Origin of the sequence: Ruania suaedae (assembly GCF_021049265.1) — a bacterium.
GTDB lineage: Bacteria > Actinomycetota > Actinomycetes > Actinomycetales > Beutenbergiaceae > Ruania > Ruania suaedae.
Genome location: NZ_CP088018.1, coordinates 2,328,076 through 2,350,312, shown reverse-complemented (window position 1 = coordinate 2,350,312; position 22,237 = coordinate 2,328,076). Strand labels below are relative to the sequence as shown.

The window sequence follows — 22,237 nt, the reverse complement described above, 5'->3', positions numbered from 1 at the left end:
GTCCGTCAGTCGTTGTCGCCGGTGCGCAGCACGTCACTGAGCCGGTTCGCCGCCGCCATCACGGCGTTGGCGTGCAACCGCCCGGGCTGGCGGGTCATCCGCTCGATCGGACCGGAGACCGAGACTGCCGCGATCACCCGTCCCGACGGCCCACGCACCGGCGCCGAGACCGAGGCCACGCCGATCTCACGCTCGCTGACGCTCTGGGCCCAGCCGCGCCGGCGCACCCCCGACAGGATCGTGGCAGTGAACTTGGCGCCGTGCAGCCCGCGGTGCAGCCGGTCCGGCTCCTCCCAGGCAAGCAGCACCTGTGCAGCCGAACCCGCCAGCATCGACAGCGTGGCACCGACCGGGATGGAGTCCCGCAGGCCCATCTGCTTCTCGGCGGCGGCCACGCAGATGCGCTGATCGGCCTGGCGGCGGAACAGCTGGGCACTCTCCCCGGTGTGGTCGCGCAGCGCGAGCAGCACCGATCCCGCGGCCGCGAGCAACCGATCCTCGCCGGCGGCGGAGGCCAGCTCGGCCAGGCGCGGGCCGAGCACGAACCGTCCCTGCATGTCGCGGGCGACGAATCGGTGGTGCTCGAGCGCCACGGCGAGGCGGTGTGCCGTGGGGCGAGCCAGGTGGGTCGCGGCGACCAGCTGTGCCAGCGTCGCCGGGCCGGCCTCGAGGGCGCCCAGGACGATCGCGGCTTTGTCGAGGACGCCGACTCCGCTAGAGTTGTCCATAGGTCGATACTGCCATCTCACAGCGTGAGACTGCAAGTCTCGGACTTCGACCCAGGCGGAACCGGCCCCGCCACCCCAGGGGCCCACGAACGAAGAAGGTGACACGCATGGCTGGAACGCTGGCCGAGAAGGTCTGGCAGGACCACGTGGTCCGCAAGGGTACCGACGGTGCTCCGGACCTGCTCTACATCGATCTTCACCTCGTGCACGAGGTGACCAGTCCGCAGGCCTTCGAGGGGCTGCGGCTGGCGGGCCGCACGGTGCGCCGCCCGGACCTGACGCTGGCCACCGAGGACCACAACACCCCGACGGTCGACATCGATCTGCCGATCGCGGACCTGACCAGTCGCACCCAGATCGACACCCTGCGGGCGAACGCCGAGGAGTTCGGTGTGCGCATCCACTCCCTCGGTGACGCCGACCAGGGCATCGTGCACCAGGTGGGCCCCCAGCTCGGGCTGACCATGCCCGGCCTGACCGTCGTCTGCGGCGACTCCCACACCTCCACCCACGGCGCCTTCGGTGCGCTCGCCTTCGGCATCGGCACCTCCGAGGTCGAGCACGTGCTCGCCACGCAGACGCTGCCGCTGGCCCCCTTCAAGACGATGGCGATCACCGTCAACGGTGACCTGCCCCCGGGTGCGACCTCGAAGGACATCATCCTGGCGATCATCGCCAAGATCGGAACCGGCGGCGGGCAGGGGTATGTGCTCGAGTACCGCGGTGAGGCCATCCGCAGGCTCTCCATGGAGGCGCGGATGACGGTCTGCAACATGTCGATCGAGGCCGGCGCCCGCGCGGGCATGATCGCCCCGGATCAGACCACCTTCGACTACCTCCAGGGCCGCCCGCACGCTCCGGAGGGCGCCGACTGGGACGAGGCCGTCGAGTACTGGAAGACGCTGCGCAGCGATGACGACGCGGTCTTCGACACCGAGGTCGTCATCGAGGCCTCCGACCTGGAGCCCTTCGTCACCTGGGGCACCAACCCCGGCCAGGGCCTGCCGCTGAGCGCGAACGTGCCGGTCCCGGAGGAGATCGCCGACGAGAACGAGCGCGTCGCCGCCGAGCGCGCGGTCGAGTACATGGGCCTGGTGCCCGGGATGCCGCTGCGCGAGATCGCCGTCGACACCGTTTTCATCGGTTCATGCACCAACGGCCGGATCGAGGACCTGCGCTCGGTGGCCAAGGTGCTCCAGGGCCGCACGAAGGCCGAGAGCGTCCGCGTGCTCGTGGTCCCCGCCTCGGCGCGCGTGCGCCTGCAGGCCGAGGCCGAGGGTCTGGACGAGATCTTCCTGGACTTCGGCGCCGAGTGGCGTAACGCCGGCTGCTCGATGTGCCTGGGCATGAACCCCGACCAGCTCGCGCCGGGGGAACGCTCTGCCTCCACCTCCAACCGCAACTTCGAGGGCCGCCAGGGCAAGGGTGGGCGTACCCACCTGGTCTCCCCGCTGGTCGCTGCCGCCACGGCCATCCGCGGCACCCTGTCCTCGCTGGCGGATCTGGACCTGGGCGCTGACGTCGACCTCACCTCGTTCGACGGAACCCCGCTGGCCCCGCTCGACCCGCGCGTGCCGCTGCAGGTCTGAGCCCGAGAATCGTCAGGAGAAAGACCATGGAGAAGTTCGCCACGCACACCGGCGTCGGGGTTCCGCTACGCCGCAGCAACGTCGACACCGACCAGATCATCCCCGCCGTCTACCTCAAGCGCGTCACGCGCACCGGCTTCGAGGACGCGCTGTTCGCCGCCTGGCGCGGGAACCCGGACTTCGTGCTGAACCAGGACGCCTACCGCTCGGGCTCGGTGCTGGTGGCCGGACCCGACTTCGGCACCGGCTCCTCGCGCGAGCACGCGGTCTGGGCGCTCAAGGACTACGGCTTCAAGGCCGTGCTGGCCTCGCGGTTCGCGGACATCTTCCGCGGCAACTCCGGCAAGCAGGGCCTGCTCGCCGCCCAGCTCGCCCAGGACGACATCGAGCAGATCTGGAAGGTGCTCGAGACCGAGCCCGGCACCGAGATCACCGTGGACCTGGAGAACCGCACCGTGACGTGCGGCGCGGTCGTCGCCCGTTTCGACGTCGACGAGTACACCCGGTGGCGCCTGATGGAGGGCCTGGACGACATCGGCCTCACGCTCGGTCACGAGGAGGACATCACGGCCTTCGAGGCGACTCGTGGCCCGTGGCGGCCGCGGACGCTGCCGGCCAAGCACCTGCCGACCGTCGAGATCGAGGCGGCCCGCTCGACCTCCTGACGTACCCTGGTCTGGCCCGTCCCACCGGACGGGTACCAGGTCGGGGGACGACGACGAGGACGGTGGCATGAGTCATCTGCAGGTGCACGGCGGGACCCCGCTGCACGGCGAGATCACGGTACGCGGGGCGAAGAACTTCGTCTCCAAGGCGATGGTGGCGGCGCTGCTGGGCGAGGAACCCAGCGAGCTGCGCAACGTGCCCGAGATCCGTGACGTGAACGTCGTCGCCGGCCTGCTGCAGCTGCACGGCGTGCAGGTCGAACGGGACGTCGCGGGCGGCGTCGTACGCCTGGACCCGCGCAACGTCGAGACCGCGCACAAGGCCGACATCGACACCCACGCCGGCGCCAGCCGCATCCCGATCCTGCTGTGCGGGCCGCTCCTGCACCGCCTGGGTGAGGCGTTCATCCCCGACCTCGGCGGCTGCCGGATCGGGGACCGGCCGATCGACTACCACCTGGAGATCCTGCGGCATTTCGGCGCCCAGGTCGACAAGCTCGACACCGGCATCCTCATCACCGCTCCCCGCGGTCTGCGCGGGACGAAGGTGGATCTGCCCTACCCGAGCGTGGGTGCGACCGAACAGCTGCTGCTCACGGCCGTGCGGGCGGAGGGGGTCACCGAGCTCGCCGGCGCTGCGATCGAGCCCGAGATCATGGACCTGATCGCGGTGCTGCAGCGCATGGGCGCGATCATCTCCGTCGACACCGACCGGGTGATCCGGGTGGAAGGGGTCCCGCGCCTGGGCGGCTACACCCACGCCGCGCTGCCCGACCGCATCGAGGCTGCGTCCTGGGCCTCCGCCGCCCTGGCCACCCACGGTGACGTCTACGTCCGCGGGGCCCGGCAGCCCGACATGATGACCTTCCTCAACACCTTCCGGAAGGTGGGTGGCGAGTTCGACATCGACGACGACGGGATCCGCTTCCGCCACCCGGGCACCGAGCTGCGCTCCATCGTGCTGGAGACCGACGTCCACCCGGGGTTCATGACGGACTGGCAGCAGCCGCTCGTGGTCGCCCTCACCCAGGCCACCGGCCTGTCGATCGTGCACGAGACGGTGTACGAGAACCGGTTCGGGTTCACCGAGGCGCTGCGCAAGATGGGTGCGACGATCCAGGTCTACCGCGAGTGCCTGGGCGGACTCGAATGCCGGTTCGGCCAGCGCAACTTCTTCCACTCCGCGGTCGTCTCCGGCCCGACGCCGCTGCGCGCCGCCGACATCGAGGTGCCCGACCTACGCGGTGGCTTCTCCCACCTGATCGCCGCCCTCGCCGCCGACGGGACCTCCCACGTGCGCGGCATCGAGCTGATCAACCGCGGCTACGAGAACTTCGCCGGCAAGCTCGAGGCGCTCGGGGCGAAGTTCACGTCCGCCTGAGGTCGATCCCAAGGCATCTGCCAGCCTGCTCCCAGGCAATCACCAGGTTCACTGCCCAGACTGAGGGTGTCGGGCGGGACCCCGACCGGCCGGACCCCGAGATCCGGTCGTGACGCAGTAGCCCCGGTGCCTGTCTCCCGCCGGGGCGCGGGCGTCGGTGCGTCCACTCTCCCGCGCACCGCGCCACAGGGCGCCGGGCCCTCGGGTCCGGCGCCCTTCGTCATGACATCTGTCATCGCGGACCCGTGCCCGCGCCGAGAACTCTCGTGATCCGGAGCACTACCGGCGCCCCGGGCCCGGTGCGACGGTGGGGTCATGGTGGTGACGAGTAGCGTGATGCCCGTGCGATCAGGATGGTGGCAGGGTCAGAGCGACCCGGAGCGGTTCGAGACCTACAACCGCTGGTCGCTGTACGTGCTCGTGATGCTCGGGCCGTTCGTGGGCGTGCTGGCGACCGCGAGCTTCTCCGCGGAGGCGGGCCTGCCGGGTTGGTTCGCGCCGCTCTACCTCCTCGCCTATCTGGCCCAGACCGTGACCGCCGAGGTCACCCTGGCCGGCGCGCTCGATCACTATCTGGGCCGGCGGGCCTGGCCGCGCAGGCTCGTGGCGGGTCTCGTGGCGGCGACCACGAGCCTGCTGGTGCTGGCCGCGGTGCTGCTGCAGGCGATCCCGTGGGAGTCGACGCCGGTGCCGACGGCGCGGATGGCCGGATGGCTCCTGCTCGCCCCCCTCGCCATCGCACTCTCGGCCGCCGCTCCGATGATCCGCACGCGGGTGCTGGCGGCCATCGGGGTCGCACTGGTCGCGCTGTCCGGCGCCGCCGTGGCCGTGTTCGTCGGCGATGCCTCGGCGCTGCTCGCCTTCGGGATCTCCGGTGCTCTCGTCATGGTCGGCGTGGTGCTCTCCTTCCGCGTCGCTGCCTGGATGATCGGCGTGGTCTGGGACCTCGACCGCCGCCGGGAGGTCGATGCCCGCCTCGCCGTGGCCGAGGAGCGGCTGCGCTTCTCCCGGGACCTGCACGACATCTTCGGCCGGACGCTGTCCACCGTCGCGGTGACGAGTGAGCTCGCTGCCGAGCTGGCACGCCGCGGTGACCCGCGCGGCGCCGAGAAGATGCTCGAGGTCCGCCAGATCTCCCAGGACGCGCTGCGCGAGGTGAGGTCCGTCGTCGACGGCTACCGGCGTGCCGACCTGCCGACCGAGCTCGCCGGCGCCACCGACATCCTGCGTTCGGCGGGCGTGAGCGTGAGCGTGCACGGCGAGAGCACTCCGGTGGGGGAGCGCGCCGCGGAAGCGCTGGCGTGGGTCGTGCGCGAGGCGGTCACGAACGTGGTCCGCCACGCCGACGCCCGCATCGCGACGATCTCACTGTTCTCCGCCGACGGCGCAGCCACCGTCGAGGTCGCCAACGACGGCGTGCGTCCGCTCGCCTCCCCACGCCCGGGATCGGGGCTGCGGGGCCTGTCCGAACGGCTCGCCTCCGTCGGAGGCAGCATCGAATCCGGTGCCGGACCGGACGGGAGCTTCCGGGTCCGGGCCCGGGTGCCCGACGCAGCGATCGAGGAGACGCGATGACCATTCAGGTGATGCTGGCCGACGACGAGAACCTGATCCGGGATGCGGTCGCCTCCCTGCTGGATCTGGAGGAGGACATCGACGTCGTCGGACAGGCCGCGAGCGGGACCGAGGCGGTGGCGCTGGCGCGCCGGCTCGCCCCGGACGTGGCCGTGCTCGACCTGCAGATGCCGGGGCTGGACGGGATCGAGGCCGCCGCGCAGATCCTCACCGAGGTGCCGGGGTGCGCGTGTGTGATCGTGACCAGTCACGGGCGGCCGGGCTACCTGAAGAAAGCCCTGGAGGCGGGCGTGCGCGGCTTCCTGCCCAAGACCGTCTCCGCCAAGGTCCTGGCCGACGTGCTGCGCCAGGTGGTGGCCGGGGGCCGGTACGTCGATCCCGAGCTCGCGGCGGAGGCGATCTCCGCCGGCGCCAGCCCGCTGACGGCGCGTGAGGCGGACGTGCTCGAACTGGCCGCGGACGGCGCCCCCGTGGAGGAGATCGCCGTGCGCGCCTCACTGAGCCCGGGTACGGTCCGCAACTACCTGTCCTCGGCGGCGTCCAAGCTCGGCGCCGCCAACCGGCACGAGGCCGCGCGCACGGCCCGGGCCCGCGGCTGGATCTGAGCCGTCAGTCCTCGACGTCCTGGACGTCGATGACCACCCGGGTCGGATCAGTCAGTGAGAACACCCGGAACGGGGAGCCCTCGTCCTCGACGCCGACGATGACCTGCGTGTATCCCTCGAAGGTGCCGCCGATATCGGCCTCCTCGATGGCCTCGCCCTCGACGGGCAGCACGGCGGGGGAGAAGTAGTCGTCGGTCTTGTCGGGATAGCGGGTGCCCTCGACCGTGACCTGCAGCGCGGCCTCACCCTCGATGTCGATCGGGCGTCCGCTGCCGTCCTCGACGGGGTCCTCGACGTACTCGCCCACCCAGCCCGGTGTCCCGGACCCGGTGAACTCCAGCACCACCCGGTCGTAGCCGTCGTGCCGCCCGGTGCGTGCCTCCACCAGCAGCAGGTCGTAGCCACCCTCGGCCGCCTGGGTATCACGCGAGGTGTCGGCCGGGAAGGGCTCGGACCCCTCCGCCGGGCTGTCCTGCGAGGTGTCCTCGGTGCTTTCCTCCTCGGTCGGCTCCGGCGACGGGCTCTCGGTGTCGTCCTCGGCCGGGGCGCTGGTGGTGGGATCGGGCTGGTCTGTCGTTCCCTCACCGGACTCCTCCGGGGCATCGGTGCAGCCGGCGAGCGAGAGCGCGGTCGCGGTCAGGACCGCCAGCGGCAGATATCGCGTGTGCATCGGTCGCATCAGCCACCTCCTCGAGGTAGGGAACGTCCGGCTCAAGCGTAGTGGCTCGCCACCTCCAGCGCCTGATCGAGATCGGCGATCAGGTCGCTCACATCCTCGATCCCGACGGACAGCCGCAGCAGGTCCTCGGGCACGGTCACGGCCTCGGCGGCGAACCGGCGTCGCCGCTCCAGGGAGGACTCGACCCCGCCCAGGCTCGTGGCCGGCACCCACAGCCTCAGCGCGCGCGTGAGCGCCTCGGCGCCGCGGACGCCGCCGGCCGGCCGGAGCGTGAGGATCGAGCCGAAGCCGGACATCTGAGCGGCGGCACGCGCGTGCTGGGGGTGGTCGGGCAGGCCGGGGTAGCTGACGGCCACCACCTGTGGGTGGTCGCGCAGGTGCTCGGCGAGAGCCGCGGCGTTGCGCTGCGAGCGCTCCACCCGGAGCGCGAGCGTGCGCATCCCGCGCAGCGCCAGCCACGCCTCCCAGGGGCCGGCCACGGCGCCACCGATGCTGCGGCGGGTGCGCAACCGCTCGTGCAGGCCGGCATCGTCGGTGAGTGCTGCCCCGAGGACGACGTCGGAGTGCCCGGCCAGGTACTTGGTCACCGAGTGCACCACCACGTCTGCGCCCAGGCCGAGCGGGCGCTGCCCCAGCGGGGTGGCGAAGGTGTTGTCCGCGATCACCAGGCCGCCGACGGCGTGGGTCGCCTCCGCCAGTGCCGGCAGGTCCGCCACCTCCAGCATCGGGTTGGTGGGCGACTCCACCCACAGCACCGGCTCGTGGCCACCGTCGGCCGAGGCCTGCACCGCCGCGACGACCTGCGCGGTGTCGGCGATGTCGACCTCGGTGACCCTCACCCGGGAGCGCTCGGCCAGGTGCCGGGCGGCCACGAGCGAGGCGTGGTAACTGTGCCGGGGGATGATCACCTCACCACCGGCGGGCACCAGGTCCAGCGCCGCGGAGATCGCTCCCATCCCGGAACCGAACACCAGGGCCGGCAGGGCGGCCTGCTCGAGAGCGGCGAGCGCCTCCTCCAGCGGCAGCCATGTCTCGGTCCCCAGGCGGGCGTAGACCAGGTCCCCGGAGTCGGGGGAGCCGGTCGAGACGTAGGTGGAGGAGAGGACCACCGGCGGGTTCACCGGCGCCTGCTCCTGGCGGGCCGGCCGGCCCGCGGTCACGGTGCGGGTGTCCGGGTGGAGGTGGGGCTCGTGGTTCTCGGTCACGGTCCCCGAGCCTACGCGTCGGCGCCGGGAGGTGGTGTTGCCGTACGCTGGCGCTGATGAGCGAACGTACCCGTGTGGCGATCCTGTTCGGCGGTCGCAGCGATGAGCACCCTGTCAGCTGTGCGACCGCCGCCGGCGTGCTGGCCGCGATCGATCGCGACCGCTACGAGGTGGTGCCGATCGGCATCGCCCGCACCGGCGAGTGGATCCTCGCCGCCGACGATCCGGCGCGCTGGCAGATCACCGGCCCGACCCCTCCGCAGGTCGAGGCCGGGGACGGCGACCAGGTGCTGCTGCCGATGGACTCCTCCGGTGACGTCGTCAGCTACGGGCCCGGCTCCGGCTCCGCGCCCGCGCTGCTGGGCCAGGTGGATGTGGTGCTGCCGCTGCTGCACGGGCCGTTCGGAGAGGACGGCACCCTGCAGGGGATGCTCGAGCTCGCCGGGCTGCCCTACGCCGGTTCCGGGGTCCTCGCCTCGGCCGTCGGCATGGACAAGCACTACATGAAGATCGTCCTGGCCGGCGCCGGGCTGCCGGTGGGGCCCTACACGGTGATCACCGATCGTGCCTGGCGCACCAGCCGCGAGGACGCGCTCGCGGCCGTGGACGCCCTGGGGTGGCCGGTGTTCGTCAAGCCGTGCCGCGCCGGGTCCAGCATCGGCATCTCCAAGGTGGACCGGCCCGAGGATCTGGCCGCCGCCGTCGAGGCCGCACGCGAGCACGACCCGAAGGTGATCGTCGAGGCGGCGATCGTCGGGCGGGAGATCGAGTGCGCCGTGCTCGAGGGCCGCGACGACGCCCCGCCGCGCACGACGCTGCCGGGGGAGATCCTCGTCACCGACACCGGCCACGGGTTCTACGACTACCAGGCCAAGTACTTCGACGCCGACGGCGTCACCCTCGCCTGGCCCGCCGAGGTGGGCGAGGCGACCACCGCCGAGGTACGCGCCCTCGCCGCGCAGACCTTCGACGCCCTCGGGTGCGAGGGCCTGGCCCGGGTGGACTTCTTCGTCACCGCCTCCGGTGTGGTCGTCAACGAGATCAACACGATGCCCGGCTTCACGCCGTTCTCGATGTACCCGATGATGTGGGAGCGATCCGGCCTGGCCTATCGCGATCTGATCACCGAGCTGATCGAGCTGGCACGCCAGCGCCGCACCGGCCTGCGCTGAGGTTCAGAGGTCCTCGAGCGCGAGGCACGAGCGCTCGGCGCCGATGAGGTCGACCGCCTCGCCGATGTCGACCAGCAATGTGGTCGGGTCGGCATCGGAGGCGTTGCCCACGCGCTCCACCGGCACCGTCAGTTCGATGGCGGGCACGCGGCCGTAGGTCGTGAACCGCCACCCGCTGTCCACATCGCCGATCTCGTTGACCACCCAGTCCACCGAGGTGCCGTTCGCGGCCTCGGCCGTGATGCACCGGTCGGTGGTGGGCCCGGGCGGGGCCACCCCGCATCGGAAGGTGATCGCCGGATCCTCCCCCCAGGCGGCACTGGCCTGGGAGGTGGTGGACCGGCGCTCGGCTGCCGCGAGCTCCTCCGGCAGCGCGCGCAGCACCTCGGCGCACACCGGTGCGCTCGCGGTGGGGGCCGGGGCCACCTCCACCGTGGACTGGCAGGCGCCCAGGAGCGCGACGGCGATCGCCGCCGTGGTCAGGGCGGTGGCGCGGCCGCGCCGGTGGGTGGGGGAGTCGGGCACCCCTCCACCGTAATCGGTGCCGGCTCTGGGTAGGCTCGGCGGGTGCATCAGGTCGAACGGGTCCAGGATCTCACCGAGGACGAGCTGCTGGCCCGGGTGGTGCCGCGGCTGCCCGCAGGGACGGGCCGGGTGGTCGGGCCCGGCGACGACGCGGCCGTGGTCCTGGCCCCGGACGGCCGCTTCGTGGTGACCACCGACGTGCTCGTGCAGGACCGCCACTTCCGCCTCGGTTGGGGCACCGGGGCCGACGTGGGATGGCGTGCGGTGATGCAGAACCTCGCCGACGTGGCCGCCATGGGCGCCCGCCCGACGGCGATCGTCACCTCGCTGGTGCTGCCGGGTGACCTCGAGGTCGCCTGGGTGGAGGACTTCGCGGACGGGATCGCCCAGGCGTGCCGGCGCCACGCCGTCGGGGCCGAGGGCGGCGACCTCTCCGGTGGTCCGGTGGTGATGGTGGCGATGACCGCGCACGGCGATCTGGACGGCCGTGCGCCGGTGCGCCGGGACGGCGCCCGGCCGGGTGACCGTCTCTGTCACGCCGGCGTCCTGGGACGGGCAGCAGCCGGGCTGGTGGTGCTGGAATCGGGTGGCTCGCACGCGCCCGGGGCGGGGGACGCCGTCGGGGCCTTCCTGCGGCCGCAGCCACCGGTGGGGGCGGGGGCGCAGGCCGCCGTGGCGGGTGCGCGGGCGATGATGGACGTCAGCGACGGGCTGTTGCGTGACGCCGGGCGGATGGCGCGGGCCAGCGGGGTGGTGCTGGACCTGAGCACGCAGGCCCTCGCCGGCGACGTCGCGGCACTGGAGCCGCTGGCTCGCACCTTCGGCCGGGAGGCCGGCGACTGGGTACTGACCGGCGGCGAGGACCACGGCCTGCTCGCGGTCTTCGGCCCGGACGGACCGCTGCCCGAGGGGTTCCGGCAGATCGGCGCCGTGGCCGCGGGGGAGCCGGGTGTGAGGGTGGACGGACGGTCTCCGTCCACGACGACCTCGGGCTGGGACCACTTCGCCGGCCGATGAGTCTGTGATCGGGGTCACAGTCGGCGTATCGTGAAGTATGCGTATCTCAGAAGTGATCCGTCGTAAGGGTGCTGCGGTCGTCACCGTCCCGCCGCAGGCCACCGTGGCCGACCTGCTCGCCGTCCTGGACGACCGCAACATCGGGGCCGTGGTCGTCTCCGAGGACGAGGGTGCCAGCGTGGCCGGAATCGTCACCGAACGCGATGTGGTCCGGCACCTGCACGCGCGCGGGGCCGGGGTGCTCGAGGCCGCCGTGGCCGAGGTGATGACCGTCCACGTGCACACCTGCGTCCCTGAGGACGAGCTCGAGGTGCTGGCGCGGACGATGACCGAGCACCGGATCCGGCACCTGCCGGTGGTGGTGGACGGCAAACTGGAGGCGATCGTCTCCATCGGGGACATCGTCAAGCACCGGCTGGACGAGCTGCAGAGCGAGCGGGACTCCCTGGTGGACTACGTCTCGCACTGACGTGCCGCTGCGGGCGTGCTGACACGACGAGGCCCCCGCCACCAGTGGCGAGGGCCTCGTGCGAGGATGCGCGATCTCAGACGGCGCGGGTGACCTTCCCGGCCTTGAGGCAGGAGGTGCACACGTTCATGCGCTTGGGCGTGCCGCCTGAGACGGTGCGCACCTTCTGGATGTTCGGGTTCCAGCGCCGCTTGGTCCGGCGGTGGGAGTGCGAGATGCTGTGGCCGAAGCTCGGGGCCTTGGCGCAGACGTCACACGTAGCAGCCACGGTGGGTCTCCTCTAGGTCAGTGCTCGCCACGGGTGAAGCGGCAGGGTCTGTGAAGGGCTCGGCCGGTCGCCGCGCGGGCGGGCCGGAGCGCATGCCCAGGAAGGGCAACCAGAGCAGAGTACTCCAGGTGCCGTGCCCGGCTCAAACCGGAGCGAGGCCGCCGTCGTGTTCTGCCGCACACGCAGGGATGTCCGGGCGTGCGGATACCATCGCCATGGTGGCAGACGTAGACGACGAGCACGCCGCGGAACAGCTCACGCGGCAGTTGGCGCGCGCCGTCGGGGAGAAGACCGCCAAGGCCCTGGCCGGCGTCGGGGTCCGCTCCGTCGACGAGCTGTTGCGCCACTTCCCGCGCCGCTACCTCCATCGTGGCCGGTACACGCGCCTGGCCGACCTCGTCCCCGGTGAGCACGCCACCGTGATGGCCGAGGTGGCCGAGATCGAGAGCCGCCCCGCCCGCAATCGCCGCCTGCACATCGCGACGGTGACGATCACCGACGGCACCACGCGGTTGCCGCTGACGTTCTTCGCACGCAATGCCGGGATGGTCACCCACCTGCGCCGCCAGCTGCCGATCGGGGCCTCGGCGATGTTCTCGGGGCTGGTCTCGCTCTACCGCAGCGAGCTGCAGCTCACCCATCCCGAGTACGAGCCGCTGGGCGAGACTGCCGATGAGTCGCTCGTGCAGGCACGGGTGAACCGGCCCGTCCCGGTCTACCCCGCCACCGCGAAGCTGCCCAGCTGGAAGATCGCCAAGGCGGTGCGGATGGTGCTGGACCCGATGGCCGACGCCGATGTGCCGGAGTGGTTGCCGCAGGAGGTGGTCCAGCGGCGCAGCCTCCCACCGGCCGGCGCGGCCCTGCGGATGATCCATCTGCCCTCGGTGGATCAGGAATGGCGGGACGCCCAGCGCCGCTACCGGTACGAGGAGGCGTTCATCCTCCAAACCGCCCTCGCCCGCCGTCGTGCGGACATCGCCGCTCACGACGCCACACCCCGGCCGAGCCGAGCCGGAGGGCTCATGGACGCCCTCGACGCCCAGCTGCCGTTCGAACTCACCAGCGGTCAGCGCACGGTGGCGGAGGAGATCGCCGCCGACCTCGCTGCCGCCGAACCCATGCAGCGACTGCTGCAGGGTGAGGTCGGCTCGGGCAAGACGGTCGTTGCGCTGCGGGCGATGATGCAGGTCATCGATGCGGGCGGGCAGGCGGCACTGCTGGCCCCCACCGAGGTGCTCGCCCAGCAGCACCACCGATCGATCAGCGCGATGCTCGGTCCGCTCGCCGAGGCCGGCATGCTCGGCGGGGCGAGCGATGCCACCCGGGTGGCCCTCATCACCGGCTCCATGGGCGCCACCGCCCGGCGCCAGGCGCTCGCAGATGCGGCCTCCGGCGCCGCCGGGATCGTGATCGGCACCCATGCCCTGCTCTCGGAGCAGGTGCAGTTCGCCGATCTCGGGCTCACGGTCATCGACGAGCAGCATCGGTTCGGCGTCGAGCAGCGTGACGCGCTGCGTTCGAAGGGCCGGACGATGCCGCACCAGCTCTTCCTGACCGCCACGCCGATCCCACGGTCGGTGGCGATGACCTTCTTCGGCGACGTCGACGTCTCGACCCTGCGGGAGATCCCGGCCGGGCGCCCCGGCGTCCAGACCTTCGCCGTCCCCGCCGACAACCCGCGCTGGTTGACCCGCACCTGGGAGAAGGTCGCCGAAGAGGTCTCCCGGGGTGGGCGGGCCTATGTGGTCGCCCCTCGCATCAGCTCCTCCGTGGTCGAGGACGACGACGCCCCCACCCCGGTCACCGCGCTGCGGGCCACCGATGCGGTGGCCGGCAAGGATGCGGCCAACGTCGAGGACACCTTCGCCACGCTCGGCCGGGACCGCACCCTCGCCGGCACCGCGCTGGGAATGATGCACGGACGGCTGTCCACCGAGGAGAAGGACCGGGCGATGGCCGACTTCGCGGCCGGCCGCACCCCCGTGCTGGTGACCACCACCGTGATCGAGGTGGGCGTGGACGTGCCGGAGGCCACCGTGATGGTCATCCTCGACGCCGACCGATTCGGGATCTCCCAGCTGCACCAGCTGCGCGGACGGGTCGGACGCGGCAGTGCACCGGGGACGTGCCTGCTGGTCAGCTCGGCCGAGCCGGGCACCCCCGCCTGGCAGCGGCTGCAGGCCCTGGTGGCGAGCACCGACGGCTTCGCCCTCGCCGAGCAGGACCTCGAGCAACGCCGCGAGGGGGATGTGCTCGGCGCCGCCCAGTCCGGGCGGGGTAACTCGCTGACGATGCTGCGGGTGGTCCGCGATCGTGACCTCATCGAGCAGGCACGCGATGATGCCCGGGGGCTGATCGCCCACGACCCGAACCTGGTGACGCACCCCGAGGTGTTGCTTGCCGTCACCCGCCTTGTCGATCCCGACCACGAGGAGTATCTCGACCGTGCCTAAGCGCAAGTCATCGACGCCGTCCCTCATCCGCGCCTCCGGGGTGAGCGTGGGCTACGGCTCCACCATCGACAGCGCGGTCTGCCCGCCGATCAGCGTCGAGCTTCCCGCCGGTGGTGCGCTCGCGATCGTGGGCTCCAACGGCACCGGGAAGTCGACCTTCCTGCGGGCCGTGGCCGGCCTGCTCGATCTGCTCGGTGGTTCGATCCAGGTGCTGGGACGGCCGGTGGACGAGCGCACCCAGCGCTTCCGGGCCCAGGTGGCGGTCGTCCTGGACGAGGACTCCTACCTCCCGGCGCTGACCGTGCGCGAGCACCTGCTGCTCACCGCGCGCGGTCACGGGATGGATCAGGTGACCGCGCGCGTGAACGAGGCGATCGAGGAGTTCGGTCTCACCGCCCGCCAGCACGCAGCGCCCACGGCGCTCTCCTCCGGGCAGCGACGCCGGCTGCTGCTGGCCGCCGCGTTCGTGCGCCCGCGTACCCTGCTGGTGCTGGACGAGCCCGAGCAGCGGCTGGACTCCGGGATGCGCGACCGGCTGGCGGCGCGGCTGGTCACCGAGCGCCGCAGCGGTGGCGGGGTGGTGATGGCCACCCACGATCCGGTGCTGGTGCGCGAGGTGGCCTCCACCGTGGTGGTGCTGGCCGAGGATCAGGTCCGCGTGGTCTCCGCGGAGGCCGGCGCCCAGGCGATCGAGGCGATGTGAGCGAGCAGATCAGCCCAGGGAGGCTCCATCCCGAGCAGGCCGACCCGGCGAACTGGGCCACCGGCCGGCAGCTGCGCCGGCTCACCCGTGATGCGACCGAGGCCCATACCGGCGGCAGCTTCATGGAGGCCCTCTCCGAGGTCTACTCGGTGCTGTTCTCGATGGCCATCGCCCTGGCCGTGGCGCTGGGGGCGGTCCAGGCACTGAACGCGACCCTGGCCACCGGCCCGGAGGAGGCGACGCTCGACCCGACCTGGCTCTCCCTGGTGGCGGCGCTGATCGTCGTCGGTGGCATCGTCGGACTGGCGGCGCGGCTGGGACCGGTCGGGATGGGCGGGGGCCGGGCCACCTGGTGGCTGACCGCGCCCGCTGACCGGCGCGGTCTGCTACGGCCACGGTTCGTGCTCGTGCCCGTGCTGGGCGCCGGGGTGGGTGCGGCTGGTGGGGCGCTCGCGTTGTTCCTCGCCGACGGAACGCCGGCCCAGATCCTGTGGGGAGTGGCCGCCTTCGCCGCCGGGGGAGCGGTCCTGGCCCTGACGACCACCGCCGGCCAGGTGCTGCGCGGGAACCGGAAGGAGCGCCGGGTCCGCCCGGCGATCCTGGTCGGGGACCTGCTCATGGCCGCCGGGCCGCTGCTCGGGGTGGTGGTCGCCCTCGTGCGCCCGCCCGCGCCCGCGTTGCTGGACTTCACCGCCTGGCCGGTGGTCGCCGCAATACTCGCCGGGGCCGCCGTCGTGCTGATCGTGTGGGCCGAGCGGAGCCTGGAGAAGATCGCCGGCCGGGAGCTGCGCGCGCGCGGCGCGGTCAGCGCCTACGCCGGGGGTGCGGTCACGTCCATGGACACCCGCGAGCTGGGGCGGGCCCTGAGCGTGGTCACTGCCCCGGATTCCCGACGGCGTTCGATCTCCTTCGGGTGGGTGCGTGGCCCCGTGACGGCGATCATGACCGGGGATGCGACCGTCTTCCTGCGCTCGCCGCGGCACGTGATCCAGGTGTTCGTGGCCGCCAGCCTCGGGCTGCTGCCGGTGCTGGCCGGCTGGCCGATCTGGCTGAACCTGCTGGCGCTGATCGTCGGCGGCTACCTGGCGGCGATGGCCACCGGGGAGGGCTCGCGCCGGGCCGAGATGGCGCCGGTGCTCGATCGCCACTTCCCGATCTCGGCGTTCGACGTGCGCAAGGCGCGCGCGATCGTGCCGTTGGTGGTGATGGTCCTGTGGTGCGTGCCGATCTTCGGGCTGTGGGGAGCCGCGCACGGGCACCAGGTGGGGTGGATGATCTTCGGTCTGCTCTGCGCCCCGACGTTCGCCGCCGGTGTGGTCCGCGCCGCGTACCGCAAGCCGCCGGACTGGAACAAGCCGCTCGTGAACGGCCCCGCCGGCCCCGTCGCGCCGGGGGTGATGCTCGCCTTCGCGCGTGGCCCGGACCTGGTGGTGCTGGCGCTGATCCCGCTGGTGATCGCCGCGATCGCGATCGGCCCCGCGCCGATCCTGCTGTTGCTGCAGGCGAGCACCTCCGCGCTGGGCTTCGTGGTCGCCACCCGGGTACGGGATGAGACCAAGCCGAGCTGGATGGAGCAGGCGCAGGCCGAGCAGGAGCGCCAGCAGCAGGAGAAGGCACGCCGCAAGGCCGGGCGATGACACGACTGATCGCCGGCAGTGCGGGCGGGCAGCGCCTCGACGTGCCCCCGGTCGGTACGCGGCCCACCAGCGACCGGGTCAGGGAGGCGATCTTCTCCCGGCTCGACCACCTCGGCGTGCTCGAGGGCACCCGGGTGCTCGACCTGTACGCGGGATCGGGGGCGCTGGGTCTGGAGGCTGCCAGCCGGGGTGCCGCCCGGGTGACCCTGGTGGAGTCCGGACGCAGCGCCGTCGGGATCTGCCGGACGAATGCGCGCCGCACCGGGCTGGCCGACCGGGTGGAGGTGGTGGCTGCGCCGGTCGAGCGGTACCTGGGTGGTCGCCCGCCTGCGGCGGGCTACGACGTGGTGCTCATCGACCCGCCCTATGCGGCTGCTATCGAGGACGTGCTCTCGGCGCTCAGCGAGCCCGGGTGGCTCGCGCCCGAGGCGACGATCGTGCTCGAGCGCTCCACCCGGTCACCTGCCCCGGCCTGGCCGCCCGGCTGGTCCGACGACGGCACGAAGTCCTACGGCGAGACCAGCGTCCACTACGCGCTCGTGCCCTGAGTTCCGGGCCCCGGGAGCGGACACCGGCGCACCCGCCCGGCTCACTCCTCCGGCCCTCCCCGGGCCGAATATTTGACCCCTTCTCGGGTTCGACCCTGACTTTCGGGCCCGCGGAGCGGTGGTCAGCGAGTCCAGGGAGCGCCGAGCTCGGAGAACGTCGCCAGCTCGGTCGCCACCCGCCGGCACCACTCGTCGACGCCATCGATCACCCGGTAGGAGTCCGGTCCCTCGCCCACCTGGGTGAAGCAGTCGGCCGGGATCTGTGCCGGGTCCTCGGCGGTGCGGACCGCCTCCAGTACGGACATGAATGCGCCCGTGTCACGCACATCGGCGAGCAGCGGCGTGCCCTGCTGCAGATGATCGAGCAGGTTGACGAACAGCCCCGTGCGCCCGACCTCCTCCGTCTCCTCGTGATCGGCCGTGCGCACTGTGAGCACATCGGAGGTGTACTGGAAGTCGATCGTGCCCTCGGTACCGTGCACGAGTACGCGTGGCCACACCTCCGGCTCCTCGGCCGCCAGGGTCAGGCCCATGGCGATGGGGGTACCGGAGGTGGTGCGCAACCGGACAGCGGAGGTGTCGTCGGCCTCGATGTCGTTGGCGTGGAAGAGGTCGACGACCACCTCGGCCACGTCCTCCACCCGGGAGCACCCGGCGATCCGCAGTGCCGAGGCGACCGAGTGGGCCAGCGGATTCGTGACCGCGCCGTCGACCACCTCCACCCCGTCCAGGCGGCGTTGACCCGCCCACCGGGACCGGTCGTAGTAGCTGCGGGCCCGGCGCCACAGGCCGTAGCCGCCGATGCCCTGCAGCTCGCCGATCCGCCCGGACTCCACGATCTGGCGGATCCGGTCGAACGCGTGCGAACCGAAGCTCTGGAAGCCCACCTGCACCACCAGGCCGGTCTCGTCGCTGACACGGACGAGCTCGCTGAACTCGGCCATGGAGGCGGTCGTCGGCTTCTCCAGCAGCACGTGCGCGCCGGCGCGCATCGCGCGGACCGCCAGCGGCAGGTGGGTGTGGATCGGGGTGGCGATGGTGACCACGTCCGGGCTGACCTCGGCGAGCAGGCTGTCCAGGTCCGGATAGACCGGGGTGCCTGGGGGCAGGTTGACTGCACCCTCGCCGCCGCGCGGGTCGGCCACCGCCACCAGCTGCGCCCGCCCGGCCTCGACGAGCTCGTTGATGTGGCTCAGGTGCTGGGAGCCGTACCCGTGGATACCCACGACGGCGAAGGTGGTGCTCACGCGAGCTGCTCCAGTCGTTCATAGAGGGCGGTGGCCTCGGCGGTGGTCAGCGCCCGGTCGGCGAGGACCGCCCACAGGTGCAGATCGAGCCGCTCACCAGCAGCGATCGAGCGTTCGGCATCCCAGGCGACGGCCGGTCCTGCGCCGACGTAACCGCTGGTGCGCACGAACCACGGCAGCATCGAATTGCGCGGCTGGGCCAGCAGCAGGCTGACCGGGCCGGTGGAGCGCTCCTGCACCAGGAGCAGCCAGGGGGAGGTGTCGTTGCCGAGCGGGTCGACGTCAGGGCCGTCGGCCACCGTGGCGGTGGTCAGAACGTTCTCGCCCGAGAGCCGCCAGAACAGCCCGCCGTACCCGGCGCCCACCCGGCCCCGGGTGGCGGGGGAGCCGAGTGCGAGGTCCGTTCCGCCGTCGGCGATCAGCTGCGAGTGCCACCGCAGCGCCCAGGCCTCGTGCTCGGGCAGCAGGTCGGCGAGGATCTCCCGCTGCTCGGTGAGCACGTGCGCCCCGGCGCCGTCCACCCACTCCAGCTGCTCGGCGATGCGGTGGTCGCCGGACTCGGTGCGCACCGGCACCTGCCGGCCGTGGTTGTCGAGCATCTCGTAGCCGGTGGGGTGCACGTAGGACTTGCCGCCCCAGAACATGGTGCCGTTCACCTCGACGACGGCGTTGCTCACCCCGTAGTGGTGGGTGTGGTCCTCCGGCAGGATCTCGGTGAGCTCCACGCCGTCGAGGGTGGTCACCGGGTGCAGGTACGGGCGGGGGGAGAGGGTGGGGGCCATGTCCTGGCCGGCTGCGTACCGGGCGACGTCGCGCGCTCCGATGCGCAGCACGGGCTCGCCATCAGGGGCGCTCACGCTGTGCTCCTTGGTCCACGGGAATCGGATGCTCACCTTCGCCTCGCGGAGAAGGTGACTCGCGTGACACCCTATCGGCAACCGCTTACCACCGCGTTGACCGGACGATCGAAGGAGAGCACGTGTCTGCAGACCATCGCACCGCCGTCGTGATCAGCGGGGCAGGCCGCTACGCCGACCCGTGGCACGACTTCGAGGGCACCTCGGCCGCACTGGCCGAGATGCTGAGCGAGCGTGGCCTCGACGCCCGCGTGCTCCGCACCGGCGAGGTCGAGGCCGGCCAGCTCGGTGAGCCGGATCTGATCGTGGTCAACGCCGGTGGCGGCAGCACGCCGGTGGCGCAGTCGCAGGACGCGGAGGATGTGCGCGCCCGTGACCTGCGAGATGCGGTGCTCGCCGCCCTGGCTGCCGGCGTACCCGTCCTGGCCACGCATACCGGGTCGAACACCTTCTACGAGCACGACCAGTGGGCGCAGGTGCTCGGTGGCCGGTGGGTGCCCAAGCCCGAGGTCGAGGCCGGTCGCGCCGAACGTGCATCGTGGCACCCGCCGCGGGGGCCGGCACAGGTGCGCCTCACCGATCGCCTGCACCCGATCACCGCCGGGTTGACCGGCGAGGTCGAGATCGACGACGAGCGCTACACCGACCTGGAGGTCTCCCCGGACTCGACCGTGCTCCTCGAGCACGAGGAGGACGGCCGCACCCACGCGCTGGTCTGGGCCGCCGAGGCAGTTCCCGGCCTGCGCGGCCGTGCGGTCTATGACGCGCTGGGCCACGACGGCGACGCCGTCCGCGCGCGGGTGCGCACCCTGCTGCTCGACCGGGAGCTGGCCTGGCTGCTGAGCTGAGCCTGCCCCGACACAAGGTCCGGGCGCGGACTCAGGGTCTAACCTGATTCCTTGCCTGGATCATGGGTCGGGGCCGCCGGAGGGAGATCGCGTCCGGGGCGGTGGAACCCGGAGAATCGATCAGCATCACCGGCCACGCCTTCATGGACGGATGCGATGACCACGCCGGCAACGGCACCCCCTACGTGACGCAGAGCCCCCTCGACTCGGTCCGTCTCGAGTTGACGCAGGATAACCAGATCGTCGCGACTCTGGACGCCATCGCGATCGAGGACGATGGTTCGTTCGTCACCACGCTCGCAGTTCCCGACTCGCTCGTCGCTGGCCCGATCGTCGTGGATGCGCCAGACGTCGCGGGAGCCGAGCCCCTCGAACTCACCGTCACCGTCCCCTGAATCCCCCGACGGCGCAGGTCAGGTCACCGCGCCCACGTGCCAGGGGATGAACTCGTCCTGGCCGAGGTCGAGCTCCTCGCTGACGGTCTCGCGGCCGGAGGCGACCTCGACGATCATCCGGTAGATCTCCTCGCCGACCTCGGCGAGCGTCGCGGTGCCGTCGACGATCCGCCCGCAGTTGAGGTCCATGTCCTCGTGCATGCGCTCGTACATCGGGGTGTTCGTGGCCAGCTTGATCGACGGTGCCGGCTTGCAGCCCAGCACCGAGCCGCGGCCGGTGGTGAAGCACACCACCGTGGCGCCGCCGGCCACCAGCCCGGTTACCGACACCGGGTCATAGCCCGGGGTGTCCATGAAGGTGAAGCCCTTGGCGGTGATCGGCTCGGCGTACTCGTACACCCCGGCCAGCTCGGCCGTCCCACCCTTGGCGACGGCGCCGAGTGACTTCTCCAGGATCGTGGTCAACCCGCCGGCTTTGTTTCCGGGGGAGGGGTTGTTGTCCATGGTTCCCTCGCCGGCGGCCGTGTAGTTCTTCCACCACTCGATCCGGTCCAGGAGCTTCTGACCGACCTCGGTGGACACCGCGCGGCGGGTGAGCAGGTGCTCGGCCCCGTACACCTCGGGCGTCTCGGCCAGCGCCGAGGTACCGCCGGCGGCGACCAGCAGGTCCGAGGCGTAGCCCAGTGCCGGGTTCGCCGTGATCCCCGAGTAGCCGTCGCTGCCGCCGCAGTTCAGTCCCAGGGTCAGGTGCGCCACATCGGCCGGTTCCCGCCTGGCCTGGTTCACCTGCGGCATCATTTCGCGGATCTTCTCCGCCCCGGCTCGCACCGTGGCGCGGATACCGCCCATGTCCTGGATGGTCATGGTCTCCACGTAGGCACCCTCGGGCAGCCCCAGGCCGTCCAGCAGCTGGTTCACCGCGATCATCTCGCAGCCCAGGCCCAGCACCAGCAGCCCGCCGAAGTTCGGATGGTTGGCGTACCCGCGCAGGGTCCGCAAGAGCATCTGCCCGCCCTCGGAGTCGGGCACCAGCCCGCACCCGCTCTGATGGGTGATCGCCATCACGCCGTCGATGTTCTCGAACTCGGCCAACCCGTCGTGGCGGAACTGGTCCGCGATCATGGTGGCCGAGCTCGCCGAGCAGTTCACCGAGGTGATCACGCCGATGTAGTTGCGCGTGCCGACCCGCCCGTCGGGGCGGTGGTAGCCGAGGAAGGTGCGCGGCAGGTCACGGTCCTCGGGGAAGGTGGGCTGCACCCGCGCGGTCCCGAACTCGTGCTCGCGCTCGCCGGTGTCCATGCCGAGGTTGTGGGAGTGCACGTGTTCACCGGGGGCGATCTCCGCCGTCGCGCGCCCGATCGACTGCCCGTACTTGAGCACCCGCTCACCCTGGGCCACCCCGCGCACGGCCAGCTTGTGCCCCTGGGTGATGGGCGCCGTCGTGCGGAAGGACGGGATGCCCGGCAGGCTGATCTCGAGGCCGGCCACCAGATCGGCCGTGGCGACCACCACGTGGTCCTCCTCCCGCAGGTGCAGGACGGGCAGCTCGGACAGGGCGGGATCGGCAGACACGCAGAGACCTTCGCTTGGGGCGGTTCGTGATCGCCCAGTCTACCGGAGAAACCGGTCTCTCGGGCTCTGCGGTGCCCTCCTGCGGCGCCCGGAAGGTAA

22 protein-coding genes are annotated in these 22,237 nt (G+C 71.9%); 14 read left to right on the top strand and 8 right to left on the bottom strand.

Going from position 1 to position 22,237, the window contains the following annotated elements; all coding sequences use genetic code 11:
- Positions 1–5 precede the first annotated feature (5 nt).
- Positions 6–728 (bottom strand): IclR family transcriptional regulator, encoded by a 723-nt coding sequence (locus LQF12_RS10780; protein ID WP_231052938.1) that lies wholly within the window; start codon positions 726–728, stop codon positions 6–8.
- A gap of 107 nt (positions 729–835) precedes the next feature.
- Here LQF12_RS10780 and leuC point away from each other — a divergent pair, with 107 nt between their 5' ends.
- The 5 genes from leuC (at position 836) to LQF12_RS10755 (ending at position 6,543) form a co-directional block, all read left to right on the top strand.
- Positions 836–2,317: a 3-isopropylmalate dehydratase large subunit gene (gene leuC, locus LQF12_RS10775; RefSeq protein WP_231052937.1), complete on the top strand. Its 1,482-nt coding sequence runs from the start codon at positions 836–838 to the stop codon at positions 2,315–2,317.
- 26 nt (positions 2,318–2,343) lie between these two features.
- Positions 2,344–2,982: a 3-isopropylmalate dehydratase small subunit gene (leuD, locus tag LQF12_RS10770; protein ID WP_231052936.1), complete on the top strand. Its 639-nt coding sequence runs from the start codon at positions 2,344–2,346 to the stop codon at positions 2,980–2,982.
- Positions 2,983–3,049: 67 nt separating this feature from the next.
- Entirely contained in the window at positions 3,050–4,363 is a 1,314-nt protein-coding gene (murA, locus tag LQF12_RS10765) for a UDP-N-acetylglucosamine 1-carboxyvinyltransferase (protein WP_231052935.1), read from the top strand.
- 336 nt (positions 4,364–4,699) lie between these two features.
- Complete coding sequence (locus LQF12_RS10760; protein ID WP_231052934.1) at positions 4,700–5,938, top strand: sensor histidine kinase; 1,239 nt, start codon at positions 4,700–4,702, stop codon at positions 5,936–5,938.
- Positions 5,935–6,543, top strand: a complete 609-nt coding sequence (locus LQF12_RS10755) for a response regulator transcription factor (protein WP_231052933.1) — start codon at positions 5,935–5,937, stop codon at positions 6,541–6,543. The genes LQF12_RS10760 and LQF12_RS10755 overlap by 4 nt, the downstream gene beginning before the upstream one ends.
- Positions 6,544–6,547: 4 nt before the next feature.
- On the opposite strand, the gene LQF12_RS10750 is transcribed toward LQF12_RS10755, so the two are convergent.
- Both LQF12_RS10750 and LQF12_RS10745 read right to left on the bottom strand, forming a co-directional pair.
- A complete protein-coding gene (locus LQF12_RS10750; RefSeq protein ID WP_231052932.1) occupies positions 6,548–7,222 on the bottom strand; it encodes an AMIN-like domain-containing (lipo)protein in 675 nt (224 codons plus the stop codon).
- A 32-nt stretch (positions 7,223–7,254) separates the two neighbouring features.
- Complete coding sequence (locus tag LQF12_RS10745) at positions 7,255–8,427, bottom strand: trans-sulfuration enzyme family protein (RefSeq protein WP_231052931.1); 1,173 nt, start codon at positions 8,425–8,427, stop codon at positions 7,255–7,257.
- 56 nt (positions 8,428–8,483) lie between these two features.
- Between LQF12_RS10745 and LQF12_RS10740 the strand changes: the two genes are divergently transcribed.
- The gene (locus LQF12_RS10740; protein ID WP_231052930.1) at positions 8,484–9,599 is read left to right on the top strand and encodes a D-alanine--D-alanine ligase family protein; all 1,116 of its coding nucleotides are present in this window, start codon (positions 8,484–8,486) and stop codon (positions 9,597–9,599) included.
- 3 nt (positions 9,600–9,602) lie between these two features.
- Here the strand turns inward: LQF12_RS10740 and LQF12_RS10735 are convergent, their stop codons facing one another.
- The gene (locus LQF12_RS10735) at positions 9,603–10,124 is read right to left on the bottom strand and encodes a DUF3515 family protein (RefSeq protein ID WP_231052929.1); all 522 of its coding nucleotides are present in this window, start codon (positions 10,122–10,124) and stop codon (positions 9,603–9,605) included.
- A gap of 42 nt (positions 10,125–10,166) precedes the next feature.
- On the opposite strand from LQF12_RS10735, the gene LQF12_RS10730 reads away from it, so the two are divergent.
- Together LQF12_RS10730 and LQF12_RS10725 are read left to right on the top strand one after the other, a co-directional pair.
- Positions 10,167–11,141 (top strand): thiamine-phosphate kinase, encoded by a 975-nt coding sequence (locus LQF12_RS10730; protein WP_231052928.1) that lies wholly within the window; start codon positions 10,167–10,169, stop codon positions 11,139–11,141.
- 37 nt (positions 11,142–11,178) lie between these two features.
- Positions 11,179–11,610 carry a CBS domain-containing protein gene (locus tag LQF12_RS10725; protein WP_231052927.1) on the top strand — a complete coding sequence of 144 codons (432 nt, stop codon included), beginning with the start codon at positions 11,179–11,181 and terminating at the stop codon, positions 11,608–11,610.
- 76 nt (positions 11,611–11,686) lie between these two features.
- Here LQF12_RS10725 and rpmB read toward each other — a convergent pair whose 3' ends face one another.
- Positions 11,687–11,878: a 50S ribosomal protein L28 gene (rpmB, locus tag LQF12_RS10720; RefSeq protein WP_231052926.1), complete on the bottom strand. Its 192-nt coding sequence runs from the start codon at positions 11,876–11,878 to the stop codon at positions 11,687–11,689.
- A gap of 215 nt (positions 11,879–12,093) precedes the next feature.
- Here rpmB and LQF12_RS10715 point away from each other — a divergent pair, with 215 nt between their 5' ends.
- The 4 genes from LQF12_RS10715 to rsmD are packed head-to-tail and all read left to right on the top strand — an operon-like array spanning position 12,094 to position 17,219.
- Positions 12,094–14,331: an ATP-dependent DNA helicase RecG gene (locus tag LQF12_RS10715; RefSeq protein ID WP_231052925.1), complete on the top strand. Its 2,238-nt coding sequence runs from the start codon at positions 12,094–12,096 to the stop codon at positions 14,329–14,331.
- Positions 14,324–15,034: an ABC transporter ATP-binding protein gene (locus LQF12_RS10710; RefSeq protein ID WP_231052924.1), complete on the top strand. Its 711-nt coding sequence runs from the start codon at positions 14,324–14,326 to the stop codon at positions 15,032–15,034. The genes LQF12_RS10715 and LQF12_RS10710 overlap by 8 nt, the downstream gene beginning before the upstream one ends.
- On the top strand, positions 15,031–16,671 hold the full coding sequence (locus LQF12_RS10705) for a DUF6297 family protein (protein WP_231052923.1): 1,641 nt from the start codon (positions 15,031–15,033) through the stop codon (positions 16,669–16,671). Before LQF12_RS10710 ends, LQF12_RS10705 begins: the two co-directional genes overlap by 4 nt.
- Positions 16,668–17,219 (top strand): 16S rRNA (guanine(966)-N(2))-methyltransferase RsmD, encoded by a 552-nt coding sequence (gene rsmD / locus LQF12_RS10700; RefSeq protein WP_231052922.1) that lies wholly within the window; start codon positions 16,668–16,670, stop codon positions 17,217–17,219. Before LQF12_RS10705 ends, rsmD begins: the two co-directional genes overlap by 4 nt.
- Before the next feature lie 122 nt (positions 17,220–17,341).
- Here the strand turns inward: rsmD and LQF12_RS10695 are convergent, their stop codons facing one another.
- Entirely contained in the window at positions 17,342–18,466 is a 1,125-nt protein-coding gene (locus LQF12_RS10695; RefSeq protein ID WP_231052921.1) for a Gfo/Idh/MocA family protein, read from the bottom strand.
- A complete protein-coding gene (locus LQF12_RS10690; RefSeq protein ID WP_231052920.1) occupies positions 18,463–19,323 on the bottom strand; it encodes a DUF6807 domain-containing protein in 861 nt (286 codons plus the stop codon). The genes LQF12_RS10695 and LQF12_RS10690 overlap by 4 nt, the downstream gene beginning before the upstream one ends.
- 122 nt (positions 19,324–19,445) lie before the next feature.
- On the opposite strand from LQF12_RS10690, the gene LQF12_RS10685 reads away from it, so the two are divergent.
- Positions 19,446–20,171, top strand: a complete 726-nt coding sequence (locus LQF12_RS10685; protein ID WP_231052919.1) for a ThuA domain-containing protein — start codon at positions 19,446–19,448, stop codon at positions 20,169–20,171.
- A 101-nt stretch (positions 20,172–20,272) separates the two neighbouring features.
- Positions 20,273–20,566 (top strand): hypothetical protein, encoded by a 294-nt coding sequence (locus LQF12_RS10680; protein ID WP_231052918.1) that lies wholly within the window; start codon positions 20,273–20,275, stop codon positions 20,564–20,566.
- Positions 20,567–20,584: 18 nt separating this feature from the next.
- Here LQF12_RS10680 and LQF12_RS10675 read toward each other — a convergent pair whose 3' ends face one another.
- Complete coding sequence (locus LQF12_RS10675) at positions 20,585–22,138, bottom strand: UxaA family hydrolase (RefSeq protein ID WP_231052917.1); 1,554 nt, start codon at positions 22,136–22,138, stop codon at positions 20,585–20,587.
- Between the last annotated feature and the right edge of the window lie 99 nt (positions 22,139–22,237).

What these genes read in the sequence shown, in the direction of transcription:
- murA (WP_231052935.1), top strand. Translation starts at nt 3,050, where the DNA reads ATGAGTCATCTGCAGGTGCACGGCGGGACCCCGCTGCACGGCGAGATC.
- LQF12_RS10750 (WP_231052932.1), bottom strand. Translation starts at nt 7,222, where the DNA reads ATGCGACCGATGCACACGCGATATCTGCCGCTGGCGGTCCTGACCGCG.
- LQF12_RS10755 (WP_231052933.1), top strand. Translation starts at nt 5,935, where the DNA reads ATGACCATTCAGGTGATGCTGGCCGACGACGAGAACCTGATCCGGGAT.
- LQF12_RS10780 (WP_231052938.1), bottom strand. Translation starts at nt 728, where the DNA reads ATGGACAACTCTAGCGGAGTCGGCGTCCTCGACAAAGCCGCGATCGTC.
- LQF12_RS10740 (WP_231052930.1), top strand. Translation starts at nt 8,484, where the DNA reads ATGAGCGAACGTACCCGTGTGGCGATCCTGTTCGGCGGTCGCAGCGAT.
- leuD (WP_231052936.1), top strand. Translation starts at nt 2,344, where the DNA reads ATGGAGAAGTTCGCCACGCACACCGGCGTCGGGGTTCCGCTACGCCGC.
- LQF12_RS10760 (WP_231052934.1), top strand. Translation starts at nt 4,700, where the DNA reads ATGCCCGTGCGATCAGGATGGTGGCAGGGTCAGAGCGACCCGGAGCGG.
- LQF12_RS10715 (WP_231052925.1), top strand. Translation starts at nt 12,094, where the DNA reads ATGGTGGCAGACGTAGACGACGAGCACGCCGCGGAACAGCTCACGCGG.
- leuC (WP_231052937.1), top strand. Translation starts at nt 836, where the DNA reads ATGGCTGGAACGCTGGCCGAGAAGGTCTGGCAGGACCACGTGGTCCGC.
- rsmD (WP_231052922.1), top strand. Translation starts at nt 16,668, where the DNA reads ATGACACGACTGATCGCCGGCAGTGCGGGCGGGCAGCGCCTCGACGTG.
- LQF12_RS10725 (WP_231052927.1), top strand. Translation starts at nt 11,179, where the DNA reads ATGCGTATCTCAGAAGTGATCCGTCGTAAGGGTGCTGCGGTCGTCACC.